This is a genomic window from Bacillus taeanensis (assembly GCF_003318295.1).
Classification (GTDB): Bacteria; Bacillota; Bacilli; order Bacillales; family UBA6769; genus Maribacillus; species Maribacillus taeanensis.
Window position 1 is genome coordinate 1 of the sequence record NZ_QOCW01000021.1, and the last position, 16,258, is coordinate 16,258.

The window sequence follows — 16,258 nt, forward strand, 5'->3', positions numbered from 1 at the left end:
TGGCATCCACAATCAAAAATTGTCTAAAAGAAGTACCGAATGCATGGGAATCATGACAAACGGTATAGAGGGGTTGGGCGTTTTCAGCACGCCGCTGTGTCAACTCCACTAGTGTTAAGCTTGATGGCACTTAAAATGTTTAAGAGCCATTGAGAAACATTAGAAACCCCTACTTCAACCGTAGGTAAGTGGGGGAGATTCATATAAAAATAGACTAAGTTATTGAGGTTTCTTTATGACATAACTAAAAATAGGGGGATTTTATGGGACATTCTCATGACCATAATCACTCACATCATGCGAATAAAAAGGCGTTATTGATCAGCTTTTGTTTGATTGCTACTTTTATGGTTGTTGAGGTAATCGGTGGTTTTTTAACGAACAGTCTTGCGTTATTATCGGATGCTGGCCATATGCTCAGTGATGCTGTGTCGTTGGGGCTCAGTCTTTTGGCGTTTAAAATTGGCGAAAAAGGCGCAAGTAAAGAAAAGACGTATGGTTATAAGCGATTTGAAATTCTTGCCGCCTTTATAAACGGAGTGGCACTTCTTGGCATTTCTATTTATATTTTTTGGGAAGCATATCATCGCTTTTTTGATCCACCACAAGTAAGCGCGAATATGCTGATCATTGCTTGTATCGGAATGGTTGTAAATATTCTTGCTGCTTGGGTTTTAATGAAAGGAGACACGAGTGAAAATCTCAATTTACGCAGTGCATTTCTTCATGTTTTAGGTGATCTGTTGGGATCAGTAGGAGCCATTATTGCAGGATTATTCATACTATTTCTAAATTGGAATGCGACAGATCCGATTGCAAGTGTGCTTGTTGCTGTTTTAGTTCTGATTAGTGGTTGGCGTGTGACCAAAGATTCTTTTCATGTATTAATGGAAGGTACTCCTCACAATATCGATATTGATCACATAAAAGAAGCACTTCTAGAAATTGAGGGTGTCATTGATGTTCACGATTTTCATGCTTGGACAATTACTTCGGGATTTCCGGCCTTAAGCTGTCATCTTATTGTTCAAACCCATATCGATCGCGATCTTGTATTACACAAAGCTTCTCATTTGTTGAAAGATCATTTCACTATCAAACATACTACAATCCAAATTGAAGGAGAAGAATCTCGGCTTTCAGAAAAAGAGCATGTGTGTGAGTAAATAATTGTCTCATTGGGTTAGGGTCCAGCACATAATTTATAACTTTAAAAGGGGTTTTTTTATGCCGATTTCCGATTTAGCTCTGCGTCTTGTTATTGCATTTATTGTCTTATTAGCGCTCACTAGGATGATGGGTAGAAAGGAACTTTCAGAGATGACTTTCTTTAATTTCGTTTCTGCTATTACTCTAGGGGCGCTTACAGGAATCTTGGTATTGGATGAAAATGTCAGTCTTCTAAATGGTGTTTTAGCCCTGGTAGGTTGGAGTGCGATTACGATTGTTTTAGGGTTTATTGATATAAAGTCAAAGAAAGTTCGTAATATCATTGAAGGACAGCCAAGAATCCTTATTAAAAAGGGTGAAATTATGGAAGATGAACTTCGGAAAGTACGTTTAGATATTGATGCTTTGAACTCTTTATTAAGAGAAAAAGATGTATTCTCTGTTTCTGATGTGGACTATGCTATTCTTGAGACAGACGGAAAACTATCTGTGATGAAAAAGGAACTTAAACAACCTCTTTTAAAATCTGATTTAGGAATACAAAACACTAAGATTCATGTTTATCCGATTTCTACTGAAGTCATAAGTGATGGTAAAGTTGTTACTTCAAATTTAGAAAAATTAAATCTTGATACACAGTGGCTCGAGAAGCAGCTGCAATTATCAGGTGTCAAGTCAATTTCTGATGTGTTTTATGCAGAAGTGAAAAAGGATGGTACATTGTATATTGATCATAAAAACGATGTTTTACATTAATAATGAAATGGAAAGAGGTCGTTTACATGAGCCGAAGTATCACATTTGAAAGAAATGAAATCGTGATTAAATTTTCACCGCTAACTACGATTGCTGGATTGAAGCATGAACTTAAAATACCATACAGCGCTGTAAAAGGGGTAGAAGCAGGAAATTTCAAATTGCATTGGAGTGCTCTTAGAGTAGGCGGTACGTCCATTCCATTCGGTTATAAGGCAGGGCGTTTCCGGTATAATGGACAGAAGTATTTTTTATCTTATCACAATCCTAGTAAAGTGGTGGTTCTTGATTTAGAAGATTATGATTATGACAAAGTTGTCGTACAGGTTGGTCAACCGAAGCAAATCAAACAAGCGATTTTAAAGCGCTGCCCACAATTAGTTTAACGAAATTCAGCCAGAAGTCCCCTTCCTCCCGTGCGAAGCGGTAGAGAGGGGAGATTTATATTTACTTCTCTTTCATTTGAAAATTATGCTAAAATAAAGGTAAGATAAGTAAAAAGTGGGGGATTGAATGAAGCGAAAACTTCCAATTATTCAAACGAAATTTGTCCCGCCTTTTTTAAAAAAATTTACTATTCGAAAGCCTCATGTGATGAGAAAGCTGAATGAAATCGAGCATTATCCGCTTACATTGATTCATTCTGGTGCAGGTTATGGCAAAAGCACAGCACTTTCCTCATTTATACACGACCATCACTTTACATACTCATGGTACAGCATTGCAAAATCAGATGATGATTTTTTGCCATTTATCCTTCATTTTATCCATTCGATTCGCACTCAAATTCCAACATTTAGTGAGAAGCTGCTTTACTATTTAGTAACAGAACAACCTCATAACTATGAAGAAGACGTTCCATTTATTTGTTCTGAATTGATTAATGAGTTTATGAAAATCAAACAGTCATTTTTTGTGATTTTAGATGATTTTCATTTAATCGAACATACCGTCTCAATTAAACAGCTGCTTCTTTCATTAATTGAATATTTGCCAGACCATATTCATCTTATCCTATCGGGAAGAACGCGTCCAACATGGCATCTCTTAACAGAGCTGTTTGTAAAGGGAAAGCTTCTTGAAGTCAATGAAAAAGATCTTGCATTTACAGAAGAAGAAATTGGGGTGCTTTTTTCTGATTATTATCATATGCCGCTCAAAAAGACTGACATTAACCAAATTTATAAAAAAACAGAAGGCTGGATTATAGCCATTCACATGGTTTGGCAGAAACTAAAAGCGCAGGGGAATGTTGAGAAATTATTAGAGAAAAAGCTTTCGTCTATGAATGAATTGTTTCATTTTTTAACGATGGAAGTGGTAGAAAAGCAGCCTTTACCTGTTCAAGAGTTTCTCCAAAAAACATGTATTTTTGATGAATTAACCGAAACGCTTTGTAATGAGCTCTTAAACATAAACAATTCAGGTGAGCTGTTAGAATATCTTGTTCATCAGCACTTATTTCTTATTTCAATTGAAAAGAAGCAGTACCGTTATCATGCTCTTTTTAAAGAATGTCTTCAAGAAAAGCTAAAAGAAAATAAGCGGTTATATAAAGATCTTCATCTTCAGGCAGCTAATTACTATCTTTCTCAAGGTTATCATGAAAAAGCCTTCTTTTATTTACTTGAAATAAAAGATTATGTTAAAACCGCTTCTTTGTTAGAACGTTACGGCCAGATGATGATTGAAAACGGTCAGCTTGAAATGCTGCTCGACGTATTGAAGGCACTGCCGGATAATTTAAAAAATATTCATTATATGCTTTGGTTTTATCAAGGAGAGATTTACCGCTATCGCTGTTATTATGAGGATGCATTAGCATCCTATGAGCGTGTGCAAACTTTGGCCGTTCATAAAGAAGATTCTATTGGAGAAAGTTTAGGGAAAGAGGGGAAAGCACGGGTATACCTTGATACGGTGCAGCCTGGAAAAGCCGGTGATCTGCTGAGGCAGGCGATTTCACTGATTGATGCTCATCCTGGTTGTTCAACAGAAAAGAAAGTACAGCTTTATAGTTTAATGGCTGAAAATCTTTTAAACTTAGGAAAAGCCGCTGATGCAGAAAATTGGTATAACAAATGCAAACATGTGTATAAGCAAATGGATGGCAGCAAATTTGAGAAAGTGGAATTTGAAGCAAGACTGTATTTACGTACAGGACGATTGTTTCAGGCGAAAGAAATTCTTGAAAGCTATAAACGCGAGCAATCAAAAAGTGAGCTGCTTTCACGATCACACCGCACTACCGATTTGCTTCTTGCAATTGTCAATACCTACATTGGCGATGGCGATCAGGCAAAAGCCTATGCCCAGGAAAGCATTTTGCGCGCCAGTCAGTGGAAAGCGCCGTTTGTTGAATCTGTCGGCTGGACACGAATTGGCCATGCCGTACAACTTCTTGATCATTACCGCTTGCATATGGCAGAAGATTGTTATAAAACATCTTTAAAAATTACCGATCAATTAAAAGTAAGAAGAGGAAGAGCAGAACCGTTAATGGGCTTATGTTTGCTTTATGGAAGAACAGATCAGTACGAGCTTGCGATGGAAATAGGGAAACAAGCATTACTTGAAACAGAAAAAGATGTATGGCTGGCGAGTTTTATTCAGCTTGCCATGGGGATTGCTGCGTATTACGGCGGTAATAAGGAAGAGGCTTTGTGCGCCTTTCAAAAATCGATGGAGCATTTTACAGAGTGCGGTTGTTGTTATGGTATGTTTCTCTCCTCATTTTGGCTCGCCTTAATTGAATTTGAACAGGAAAATATGAAAAGGTTTACAAAATTCATCACGTCATTTTTGCGAAAACTAAAGCAGTCGAATTTTTTCTTTTTTATTGAACAAAAGACGCTGTTTGGTCCTCATGATCTGCAAAAGATGGTGCCCCTCTTTATTGAAGCGAAAAAGCGGGAAATCGAGCCGGAAATCGTCTCAGCAATTCTTGAGCAGTATGGTTATCGTAATCTTCCATCACATCCTGGTTATACATTGTGTATTCAAACATTTGGAGAATTTAAAGTTTGTCTTGGAGATATTGAAGTAACCGAAAACGATTGGAAGCGAGACAAAGCGAAAGAATTGCTGCAGCTGTTTGTAACGAAAAGGAAACCTATCCCCAAGTCAGAGATTTTATCGCTGCTTTGGGGTGATTTAAACGAAGAAGCGGCAGCACGAGATTTTAAAGTCGCCTTAAACGCGCTTCATAAAACAATTGAGCCAAGCCGGAAAGCACGTTCGTCGCCGTTTTTTGTGGAGCGTAAAAATATAAGCTATGGATTAAATGAGGAAGCGCAGATTGAAGTAGATGCCTATGCTTTTCAATCACTTATCGAACAAGCTCTTCAGGAACAAAATTATGAGTATGCCGAGAGTCTTCTTGTAAAGGCGCTCTCGTATTATCAGGGAGATTATCTTCCGAGTAGGCGTTATCATGATTGGTCTTTAGAAATGCGTGAGCGTCTTCTCGTCTTATTTCTTAGAGGAGCGGAACGTCTTGCACAAATTTATACAACAAAAGAGCGCTATGATGAAGCCATTTACTGGGCAGAAAAAATGATTGAAAAAGATGTTTGCTGGGAGGAAGCCTATCGTTTATTAATGTACTGCTATTACCGGAAAAACAACCGTTCTTATGCGTTAAAGTTATATACAAAATGCACCCAAAAGCTGCAGGAGGAACTTGGGGTTGCCCCGCTTGATGAAACAAAGAAAATGGTCGAGATGATGATTGGGTCAGAGCATATTCAATATTGGAGAGCTTCAAATGGAGATTAACAGTAAGTAAGCTGTTAGTCTTTTTTTATGCTTTCGTGCAGTGTAACAGCGAAGAATTCGACTTAAAAACAAAATAGAAAATGTAACTCATTTGTAACTCTTATCTTTCATAATGAACATAAGGTATTGTCATTCATTATAAAAAGGGGGATTTATTATGCAGCGTAAAGTGCGGAGTTTGTTGATCGGTACTGTTGTATTCATGATGATCTTTATAACAGCGTGCAGTTCGAAGTCATCGAACGAGGAACAAGGGTCAGGTACAAACAGCGGAGATGATGTTATCAAAATCGGTCTTCTTGCATCACTGACAGGTCCGCTTGAAGCATATGGCAATCAAACTGTAAGAGGCTTTGAGCTTGGTATTGATTATGCGACAGATGGAACGAAAGAAGTGGCCGGAAAGAAAATTGAGGTCATCGTCGAAGATACCGAAACACAGGCAGATGTAGCGGTCCAAAAGGCAACACGTCTTTTAGAAGAGGAAGGTGTTGATATCATTGTAGGCTCATCTTCTTCAGGCGATACGCTTGCGGTGCTCCCATTAATGGAAGAATACGAAAAAGTGATGATCGTTGAACCGGCTGTGGCAGACAGTATTACAGGAGCAAATTGGAATGAGTACATTTTTAGAACAGGAAGGAGCTCCTCTCAAGATGCGATTGCAGGTGCACAGGCGATTGCGGATGAAGGCGTGAAAATTGCGACACTCGCTCCTGATTATGCATTCGGCCGCGATGGTGTTGCTGCCTTTAAAACAGCAGCAGAAGAGCTTGGCGCTGACATTGTAACAGAAGAATATGCTGATCCAGCTGCGGTAGATTTTACGTCAAACATTCAACGAATTATTGATGCAAAGCCAGATTATTTATTTGTTATTTGGGCCGGTTCAAACTCGCCTTGGAGCCAAATTGCTGATATGAAAGTACAGGACAAAGGCATTAAAATTTCAACAGGTGCTCCTGATATTGCTGCACTTAAAACGATGGAAGCGATTGTTGGTATGGAAGGTTTTACGGTTTATCATCATACGCTTCCAGATAACGAAGTAAACAATTGGTTAGTAGAAGAACATCAAAAACAATTTAACGGTGAAATGCCTGACTTATTTACACCAGGCGGTATGTCAGCGGCCATTGCTGCAGTGGAAGCATTGAAGAAGTCAGAAGGTGACACAAGCGGCAGTACATTAATTGGTGTGATGGAAGGGATGTCCTTTGAAACACCGAAAGGCACGATGACATTTAGAGAAGAAGATCACCAAGCACTGCAAACGATGTATTCGATTACACTTGAAAATGTGGACGGATTTGATTATCCAGTTCCCGTGTTAAAACGTGAATTAACGCCGGAAGAAACAGCACCGCCGATTCAAAATTAGTGAAAAGAGGGTGATCGATTTGGATGTAATTCTTGAAACAAAAAACTTAACGATATCGTTTGGCGGCCATGTGGCCGTCAACGATGTCAATTTAAAGGTACCGAAAAATGAGTTAAAATCGATTATCGGTCCGAATGGTGCCGGAAAGACAACCTTTTTTAACTTGTTAAGCGGTCAATTAAAACCGACAAAAGGCCGTGTTCTTTATAAAAATGAGGATATTACCTCGCTTTCCCCAACATATCGTACCCGAAAAGGAATCGGACGCTCATTTCAAATTACGAACGTGTTCCCGAATTTAACATGTCTTGAAAATGTCAGGCTTGCCGTACAGTCAAAGGAAGGCATTCATTATCGGATGTTTTCTCATTTTACAAAGTATAAGAAGCTTCATGAACAAGCACATGAGCTTTTAAAGCTGGTAATGCTCGATAATAAAGCAGAAGAAGCTGCAAAAAATTTAGCGCATGGTGAAAAACGAAAGCTTGAAATTGCGATGCTGCTTGCACTTGATACAGAAATTTTACTGCTTGATGAACCAACAGCCGGAATGTCGCTTGAGGAAGTACCGAAAATTTTAGACGTTATTAAGAAAATTAAAGAAGCCCAAAACCGGACTATTTTACTGATCGAACATAAGATGGACATGGTTCTTGATTTATCTGACACAATTATGGTGCTGTTTAACGGCACGCTTTTAGCTGATGGAAAGCCTAGTGAGATTATGAACAATGAACAAGTGCAATCCGCATATTTAGGGGGGCTGTACGATGGCGCTTCTTAAAGTAAGTAACATTGAAACGTATATTGAACAGTATCACATTTTACAAGGCGTTTCGTTTGAAGTGAAAAAAGGAGAAGTAACGGTACTGCTCGGCCGAAACGGTGCCGGAAAAACGACAACACTTCGCTCGATTATGGGCTTAAATCCAGTAAAAAGCGGCACAATTACGTATAAAGAACAAGACATTCACAAGATGCCGACTTATCATGTCGCAAATAAAGGAATTGGCTATGTTCCTGAAGATCAAGGGGTTTTCGGCGGCCTTACAGTGGAAGAAAATTTAAAAGTGGCGATGAAAAAGAAGGATGATCCGACACTTGAACGACTCGATTATGTGCTGAATTTATTTCCAGATTTAAAGAAATTTTGGCATAAAAAAGGCGGTTTTTTAAGTGGCGGCCAAAAGCAGATGCTTGCGATTGCTCGTGCGTATGTAAATGATAATGAATTGTTATTAATTGATGAACCGAGTAAAGGGCTTGCACCTATTATTGTGGAGAAGGTAATGGAATCAATTCAAGAAATGAAACAAAAAACAACGGTGGTGTTAGTGGAACAAAATTTTATGATGGCAAGCGGAATTGGCGATTCGTTTTACATTATTGATGACGGCAAAACGGTTCACAGCGGCAGGATGCAGGATCTTAAAGAAGATGAAACATTAAGGCGGCATTATTTAGGCATTGCCTAAGCGGGAAAGGAGGGAACAGCGTGGATGTAATTATTAATTTAACGGTAAACGGTCTTGCGACAGGAATGTTAATTTTTCTATTAGCGGCAGGATTAACACTTATTTTTGGATTAATGGATGTGCTCAATTTTGCCCATGGCGCTCTGTTCTTGTGGGGAGCGTATGCAGGAATTTGGGCATTTGTTGAAACAGACAGTTATCTTCTCGGTATCCTTGCGGCAGTTGCAGCAGGCAGTATATTAGGCTATTTGCTCGAATGTTTTATTATTAAGCCTGTTTACGGCAATCATATCCAACAAATTTTAATTACGCTTGGCGCCATGCTTGTATTAGGTGAAATGGTAAAGGTTGTGTGGGGACCCAATCAAATGATTGCAAAGCCGCCGGAATTTTTAAGAGGAAGCTGGGAGTTTGGCAATGTGCTGCTTATTAAATATCGAATCTTTGTGATTGTTGTCGGAGCTCTTGTTTTCTTCGGATTACTCTTTCTGTTAAATCGTACAAAGCTTGGTATGATTGTAAGAGCAGGTGTGATGGACAAAGAAATGATCCAGGCGCTTGGCATTAATATTCGTAAAGTCTTTCTATTTGTGTTTATGCTGGGGGCAGGAATGGCAGGACTTTCCGGTATTTTACTTGGACCATACGCAGGTGTGATTTATGCAGAGATGGGACTTGAGTACGGGATTTTAGCGTTTATTGTGGTGATTATTGGCGGCATGGGCAGTGTATTAGGTTCTGCGTCAGCAGCTGTTCTTGTTGGCTTGCTTGGTTCATATGCCGCTTATTATATGCCGGATATTGCGCTTGCGGTCAATATGCTGTTAATGCTTATTGTGTTGATCTTTAAGCCGTCCGGGTTAATGGGTGCGAAAGGAGCGGTAAAATGAAAAAATCAAACCTTGTATTACTGCTCCTTGCCTCTGGGCTTTTTTTGCTTCCATTTATCAATGATTCTCGTACAATGCTTATATTAATGACGCAAATTTTTATTTTTGCGGTATTTGCGATGAGTTATGATGTGCTTCTCGGTTTTACGGGGATTGTTTCATTTGGTCATGCGATGTTTTTTGGAATTGGTGCCTATGGATTAGCGCTTTGTATGAAGCATTTTGATGCAACATATTTTTCTTTTTTTCTCGCTGTTATGATTACGCTAAGTTTAACGGCAATTGTTAGTTACTTTGTTGGCATTTTAACATTACGATTACACAGTCATTTTTTTGCGATGCTTACGCTTGCTGTTGCCGGCCTTTTTTTAGTTGCTGCAGAAAAGTGGCGTTCCCTTACATTAGGAAGAGATGGCTTTACGTTTCGGGTGCCTGATCTTTTTAAAGACCGGTTATCGTTTTATATTCTCTCGCTCGTGTTAATGATTGTTGTTTACTTATTTCTACGTCGTTTTACAGAATCTCCGTTTGGAAAGGTACTGCAGGCGATTCGTGAAAATGAAAAACGTGTAGAATCGTTAGGCTATCGCGTTATTCATTATAAAGTGATTGCAAATGTTGTCGCCGGTATGACAGCAGGTCTTGCCGGTATGTTTTACGCGATGAGTCTTCGTTTTGTGAACACAACCGTCTTTTCAACAGAAGTCACACTTGATGCGTTGTTAATGACGATTATCGGTGGGGTTGGAACACTATTTGGCGCGGTGATTGGGGCGGGATTAATCGAATTTGCCCGCCACGGCTTAATGGATCTTGCGAAAGTACACTGGATTTTTGAACGATGGATCATTTTATTTGGTATTGTCTATATTCTTGTTGTGATGTTCTTTCCAGCCGGCATTGTTGGAACAGCAAAGATTTGGTGGCAGAAACGAACGCGGAAGCAGCCGGTAAAGACGGAGAGTGAAGCCGCTTCAGATACAGAGAAGAATATTAGTTGAAAAAGGAGGTTTTTTGAGTGGAAGAGCCAACTGCCGTTTCTTCCTTCGTCCTACGAATTCATCCTATAAAAGAATCAGAATCAGCAAAACAGCGAATGAAAGTAACTTATGTGCAGGAAAATGAGGAAGTTTTCGTGTATACATTTGAAGAGCTCGTGCGGTATTTAAAAGAGAAAACGAAATGGGGGTCTGACCCCATGCGTGGACAAAATATATAAAATGTCCATCTGGAGAGGACATGTAGAAAGGAATAGATAGGATGAGAGATTTAAAAATAAAAGCAAACGGACTAGATTTTCATGTAGTGGATTATGGTGGTACAGGAAGAACCATTCTTTGCGTTCACGGACTTACCGCAAACTGCAGGTATTGGGATGCTTTTGCCGAGAGAATGAAAAGCAGTTATCATGTTTTGGCCGTTGACTTACGAGGAAGAGGCGACAGCGCCAAACCGCCATCAGGTTATAACATTCCCCAGCATGCTGCTGATCTTAATGCACTGCTTGATTCCCTTCAAATCGATCAAACCATTTATGCCGGACATTCGCTCGGTGCGATGATTGGAACGTATTTTGCCGCCCATTACCAGGAACGGCTTTCACACCTTATTCTTGTTGATGGCGGCGGAGATGTTGATGAAAAGGTCATTGAGATGGTTCGGCCTGCTGTTAATCGTCTCGGAGAATTGTTTAGTGATTTTGATCGTTATCTTAATGAAATGAAGAAAAATCCGCTGTTTCATGATTGGAACAGTTATATGGAGCAATACTTTTATGCAGATGTCCATCATTTTGAAGATGGCAGCGTATCCTCAAAAGTAAAAAAAGAAGCTGTAAGGGAAGAGGTTGAAGGGTTGCGCCATATCAATTTAAACGCTCTTCATTCAAAGATTGAGGTACCAACTCTTGTATTAATAGCTTCTGATTGTTTTATGGACGGAAAAACATTTTTAATTACAGAGGAAAAGGGAAAAGAGCTAGAAGCGTTAATGCCAAACAGCCGCTTCGTTGAAATGGAAGGAGCTAACCATTACACGATTATTTTAACGAAATATGATCAGCTTGTATTAGAAACGAAAAAGTTTTTAGCCGGTGCAGGTGTTAGGGTGAATGAATGAAGCGGGAGAAATTCGATGGAAGAAATTTCAAAAAGGAGAATCAGCACTGCTCATTGGAGCGGGGCAGGTCATGATTCTTAATTAAACTTGATATTACGAATCTCCCCCACTTCAACTGTCGGTAAGTGGGGGGAGATTCATGTTAAAATATGGAATAGTTATGAATAGGAGTTGATAACATGTATGCCCAAATTCAAAGCTATTTTGACGATTTAGAATCAACAGACAAAGAAATCCACTCTGAAGCTTATAAGAAGTTATTAACTGAAATAAAAAAGAAGTAGATTGGGCTTATGAAGTTTGGGGGCAATTCGTACAAGACCTAACCCATTGCGATCATCATAAAAGATCACGGGCGGCGCAGGTTCTTTCTCATTTGGCGATAAGTGATCCTCAGAAAAGAATGGTAACTGATTTTTCAGCGTTATGGGAAGTCACAACAGGTTGCCTCTCAAAATAAAACGATTAAATAAAAGAGAAGGATTTATTGGATTTTCCTTAAGCCCTTCCCTTCAATAATCTCCTGCATGCCTTCTTCACAAACCCCGTAGGAACGCCAGGAACACGTTTCACAGACAACTTGAATATCGGAGGGGACAACATGGTTTCGGATGTGAGACTCAATGTCTTCCCACTTCAAAATTTGTCCGATTTTAAGCCCTAATTTCGCTAAAATTGCCGCATCTCTTTCATAAATATGGCTACCTTGGCAGTGGTATTCACCAGGATTTGGATACTTTTCACACAAACAATCAGGTCCCTTTACAAGCTCAACCCACGTCTTTGGGTTATCTCGCAATGTTTGATGCAAGCGTGTCATATTTGCCACGAATTCTTGGGAATAACCCATGCCCCGATAACCGAGCAGGCAAAAAAGATGATGACCTCGCAGTTTATACATAAACTCCCCCTCAATTCGCAAGTTCTAGTAAAATTTAATGTTAACTAAGATTTATAATAAGTTAACAATCTTTAATTATCATAACATATCACACCTGATCCCTTAAAAATTTTTATTTTACTTGAAAGATTGGCTTTTATTGGTGGATTTCTATTGTTAAATTAAAGGATAGGATGATGGAATAAATCATATGGGTAAATAGGTTAATAACGTGATAGATTGTGAAAAATTGTACTTGAAGTAACTAGCAGGTTACTTGAACAAAGAGCAATAGTATTGAGATATTAGAAAAATAATAATAGAATAACTTTATTAAAAATCAATAGAGCCTAATAATTAAATTATTGGGAACTGGGGAAAGAAATAATGCAGATTCGTGAAATTGAAGAAAAAGATAATAAAAAAATTGAGCAAATTATTAAACACTCATTGGAATCATTTGACTTAAACATTCCAGGAACAGCCTATTTTGACCCCCAACTGAGCAGTCTAGCGCAATTTTACAAGCAGCAATCACATGCAAAGTATTGGGTTGCAGTCAATGAACAAGATGAAGTGGTAGGCGGTGTGGGGATTGCACCATTTCAGCAGAAGACGGGGATTTGCGAGCTGCAAAAGTTATACATTACACCTGAAGCTCAAGGGATGGGTCTATCGAAGAAGCTGATGAAAACAGCAATCGACTTTGCTAAGGAACACTATACACACTGTTACTTAGAAACAGTGGAGAAACTCCAAACAGCTAATTTCCTTTACACCAAATTAGGTTTTCAACAACTTGAAAGAGCACTAGATGGTTCAGAGCATAATGCTATGGACGCTTGGTATATAAAAGAATTATCGCAAGAAGTATTTAGAACAAAATAAAAAATCGTTACCCATGCTGCCCATCTTAATCAGTTTAATAAGCGATGCTTTTTTAAAAAAACAAAGTGAAATATTGGATGACATTTAATGAAATTAACAGCGGCTTTATTATGCCGATTCAAGGTCTTGGTTTCGCGATCCAAAAGAAAGAAGACAAATACGAGCCGACATTCCAAGCTTTTCACCATCAATTTTTAGCGAGCGCTATTGCAGTAAAAGCGTGTCACAAAATTATTCCTGATGCGAAAATTGGCTGCATGATTTTATATGCGCCGGTTTACTCGTATGATTCCAATCCGGAAAATGTGATGTATGCGCTCTAGGAAGAACGTATGTTTAACTATTTTTGCGCAGATGTGCAGGTGAGAGGCGAATATCCTGCTTTTATTAAGCGTTATTTCAAGGAACATAACATTGAATTAGAAATCCAAGACGGTGACCTCGAATTAATAAAGGAAGGCACTGTTGATTATATCGGCTTTAGCTATTATATGTCGCGAACAGAGAAAAAAGAGAAAACAGAGAAAACAGAAGTAGAAAGTTCAGAAGGAAATCTGATCGGCGGAGTGAAAAACCCGTTCTTACAGGTAAGCGATTGGGGCTGGGAAATTGACCCGGTCGGACTGCGCATCAGCTTAAATCAATTGTATGATCGCTACGAAGTTCCTCTGTTCGTTGTCGAAAATGGATTAGGAGCGTATGACAAAGTAGAAGAAGACGGTTCAATCAATGATGATTATCGAATTGCCTTTCTTCGTAGCCATATTCAAGCAATAGGTGAAGCGATTGAAGATGGGGTGGAATTAATGGGCTATACAAGTTGGGGCTGTATTGATTTAGTAAGTGCGTCATCAGGTGAGTTCTCAAAACGCTATGGCTACATTTATGTTGATAAACATGACGATGGCAGCGGCACATTAGAACGAAAAAAGAAAAAGTCCTTTTTCTGGTATAAAGATGTTATTGCGACAAATGGGGAAAAGCTATAAAGATTATAGAACAGTTATAAAATCAAATTTGCTTTACAATCACACCAATGATTTAAAGACCTCTCCTTCGGAAATAAAGATGAAACTTTATTCTTTAGAAATCGTATTTATTATAAAACGGGTGCGGGAGGTCTTCAAGTGAATGGTTCTACAAAAGTAACAGAATGTCCAAAATGTGGTGGAAAAGAATTAGGAAAAGGCAAACATTCTGGATATGCAGTGATGGTGCCAGTTAATAAGGTGATGAGCTTCGGTTCAGATGTTGAGTATATTATCTGCACAGAATGTGGATTTATCATCGAAAGTTATGTAAAAAAGCCGGAGAAATTTAACGAAATTCAGCCAGAAGTCCCCTTCCTCAAAAATTCAATGGAATTTTAGGTGGGGGATGAATGGCGTTTTTGTTTTGGTGTTTGGAAATAAAAAATAATAAAATCTTCCTATAGGCGAACTTTTGTTCTTGATAGTAAAATAGAAGTACGGAGGTGAAAATCATGTATCGCACAATGAAAGTCCCGTTTTCTGCTTCTTCTACTACCATTCAAAAGTTATTTGACATCCGCCGGCTTTGTGCCGTTGTTTGGAATGATTGTGTTCAAATCGCCCGTTATTATTACCGGCTCGGCGGGGGATGGATCACCAAGAGCGATCTTCAAAAGGAACTAAAAGGGCTCTATCCTCTTCACAGCCAAACGGTTCAAGCTGTCGCTCATAAATTCCTTCAAGCAAGAGAAGGTGCCCAAAAAGCGAGAAAAGCAGGATTCAATGTCCGCTATCCTTGGAAGCATAAATTTGTATTCAACTCCGAATGGGTCGGAGAATCGTTTACACTCCAAGGAAAGAGAATCACCCTTTCATTAGGAATATGGAACGGCAAACGTCAGCCGAAAATAATACTTAAACTCCCTAAAGTCCCTCCAGGAAATGTGAAAGAAGTCGAATTAGTTTATAACCGAAAATGGTTGATTTGTCTTTCGTATGAAGCCCACACCGAGGAAGAACCTCCTAAACAACAAGGCCTATCCGCAAGTATCGACCCCGGAGAAATTCACACCATTTCCAGTGTAACCGAAAACGGTGACAGCCTCGTGATCACCGGCCGCTATCTGAGAAGCATCCACCGTTTACGAAATAAAAAGCTAAAAGAACTTCAGAAGCTGATGAGCCGCTGTAAAAAAGGATCCAGACAATGGCGAAAATACAACCGTGCTAAAAAATATGTTCTCTCGAAAAGTGACGAACAAGTAAAGGACGCGCTTCATAAAACAACGAAACAGTTCGTAGACTGGTGTCTTCAACATGACGTCAATCATGTGGTAATCGGAGACGTAGAAGGGGTCCAGCGAAACACGAAAAAGAAAAGAAGCAAAAACACAAATCAAAAGCTGTCAAACTGGTCTTTTGGAAAGTTGTATACCTTTCTTGTCTATAAGCTAAAAGCAAGAGGGATCACGATTGAAAAAGTTGACGAGCATTTTACATCCCAAACGTGCCCCGTTTGCGGAAACCGCAAAAAAGTCAGTTATCGAACGTATCAGTGTCAATGCGGGTATAAGGAACATCGCGATCTTCATGGCGCAAGGAACATACTCACCAAACAGCTGTATGGGAAGATGATCGATTATCCGCTTCATGATCCAATCTATGTACGACCGACGTATCTACAACCTGCATCTTCAGCTTAAGAAGACCTTTTTCTGCTGAAAGGAAGTAGTAGACGGGCAGAACCGCCCCTTGTTCGTTGTGAAACGCGCAAGTTGCCTACGGTGGCAGTTTTCTGTCGGGAGACACGAAACGAGAAGACCACTATCCTCAAAAGGGATGTTTGGTTCCAAGCACAAAGGCAGTGTTGATGACACTTGTTCCAGCGGGGACGGCTTTTGGACTTGGGAACTTCAAACAGGAAACCCCTTCCTCAAGCGCGAAGCGGTAGG

The 16,258-nt window shown here is 39.3% G+C and carries 15 protein-coding genes and 1 pseudogene; 15 read left to right on the plus strand and 1 reads right to left on the minus strand.

All coding sequences use genetic code 11. The features are described 5' to 3' along the window. Positions 1-263: 263 nt before the first annotated feature. The 11 genes from DS031_RS16845 (at position 264) to DS031_RS16895 (ending at position 11,567) form a co-directional block, all read left to right on the plus strand. The gene (locus tag DS031_RS16845; RefSeq protein ID WP_113807234.1) at positions 264-1,166 is read left to right on the plus strand and encodes a cation diffusion facilitator family transporter; all 903 of its coding nucleotides are present in this window, start codon (positions 264-266) and stop codon (positions 1,164-1,166) included. 61 nt (positions 1,167-1,227) lie between these two features. Further along, positions 1,228-1,926, plus strand: a complete 699-nt coding sequence (locus tag DS031_RS16850) for a YetF domain-containing protein (protein ID WP_113807235.1) — start codon at positions 1,228-1,230, stop codon at positions 1,924-1,926. Positions 1,927-1,952: 26 nt separating this feature from the next. Next, positions 1,953-2,312, plus strand: coding sequence for a PH domain-containing protein (locus tag DS031_RS16855; RefSeq protein WP_181833205.1), 360 nt, complete (start codon positions 1,953-1,955; stop codon positions 2,310-2,312). A 127-nt stretch (positions 2,313-2,439) separates the two neighbouring features. Further along, on the plus strand, positions 2,440-5,703 hold the full coding sequence (locus tag DS031_RS16860; protein ID WP_113807237.1) for a winged helix-turn-helix domain-containing protein: 3,264 nt from the start codon (positions 2,440-2,442) through the stop codon (positions 5,701-5,703). Between the two features lie 157 nt (positions 5,704-5,860). Then, the gene (locus DS031_RS16865) at positions 5,861-7,084 is read left to right on the plus strand and encodes a substrate-binding domain-containing protein (protein WP_113807238.1); all 1,224 of its coding nucleotides are present in this window, start codon (positions 5,861-5,863) and stop codon (positions 7,082-7,084) included. Positions 7,085-7,103: 19 nt separating this feature from the next. Further along, positions 7,104-7,868: an ABC transporter ATP-binding protein gene (locus tag DS031_RS16870; RefSeq protein WP_113807239.1), complete on the plus strand. Its 765-nt coding sequence runs from the start codon at positions 7,104-7,106 to the stop codon at positions 7,866-7,868. Next, entirely contained in the window at positions 7,855-8,559 is a 705-nt protein-coding gene (locus DS031_RS16875) for an ABC transporter ATP-binding protein (protein WP_113807240.1), read from the plus strand. The genes DS031_RS16870 and DS031_RS16875 overlap by 14 nt, the downstream gene beginning before the upstream one ends. Positions 8,560-8,579: 20 nt before the next feature. Beyond that, positions 8,580-9,449, plus strand: a complete 870-nt coding sequence (locus DS031_RS16880) for a branched-chain amino acid ABC transporter permease (RefSeq protein WP_113807241.1) — start codon at positions 8,580-8,582, stop codon at positions 9,447-9,449. Beyond that, positions 9,446-10,450, plus strand: coding sequence for a branched-chain amino acid ABC transporter permease (locus DS031_RS16885; protein WP_113807242.1), 1,005 nt, complete (start codon positions 9,446-9,448; stop codon positions 10,448-10,450). The genes DS031_RS16880 and DS031_RS16885 overlap by 4 nt, the downstream gene beginning before the upstream one ends. A 17-nt stretch (positions 10,451-10,467) precedes the next feature. Beyond that, positions 10,468-10,668, plus strand: a complete 201-nt coding sequence (locus DS031_RS16890) for a hypothetical protein (RefSeq protein ID WP_113807243.1) — start codon at positions 10,468-10,470, stop codon at positions 10,666-10,668. A gap of 41 nt (positions 10,669-10,709) precedes the next feature. Continuing rightward, positions 10,710-11,567 (plus strand): alpha/beta fold hydrolase, encoded by an 858-nt coding sequence (locus DS031_RS16895; RefSeq protein ID WP_113807244.1) that lies wholly within the window; start codon positions 10,710-10,712, stop codon positions 11,565-11,567. A gap of 484 nt (positions 11,568-12,051) precedes the next feature. On the opposite strand, the gene DS031_RS16900 is transcribed toward DS031_RS16895, so the two are convergent. Next, positions 12,052-12,468, minus strand: a complete 417-nt coding sequence (locus DS031_RS16900) for a DUF1284 domain-containing protein (protein WP_113807245.1) — start codon at positions 12,466-12,468, stop codon at positions 12,052-12,054. Between the two features lie 366 nt (positions 12,469-12,834). Here DS031_RS16900 and DS031_RS16905 point away from each other — a divergent pair, with 366 nt between their 5' ends. From DS031_RS16905 to DS031_RS16920, 4 genes and pseudogenes are all read left to right on the plus strand, one after another. Beyond that, entirely contained in the window at positions 12,835-13,335 is a 501-nt protein-coding gene (locus DS031_RS16905; protein WP_113807246.1) for a GNAT family N-acetyltransferase, read from the plus strand. Positions 13,336-13,391: 56 nt separating this feature from the next. Further along, positions 13,392-14,324: pseudogene (locus DS031_RS16910) on the plus strand (glycoside hydrolase family 1 protein); the annotation flags it as partial. A 138-nt stretch (positions 14,325-14,462) separates the two neighbouring features. Continuing rightward, positions 14,463-14,705 (plus strand): transcription initiation factor TFIIIB, encoded by a 243-nt coding sequence (locus DS031_RS16915; RefSeq protein WP_113807247.1) that lies wholly within the window; start codon positions 14,463-14,465, stop codon positions 14,703-14,705. Positions 14,706-14,818: 113 nt separating this feature from the next. Continuing rightward, positions 14,819-16,009, plus strand: a complete 1,191-nt coding sequence (locus DS031_RS16920; protein ID WP_113807248.1) for an RNA-guided endonuclease InsQ/TnpB family protein — start codon at positions 14,819-14,821, stop codon at positions 16,007-16,009. Positions 16,010-16,258 lie beyond the last annotated feature (249 nt).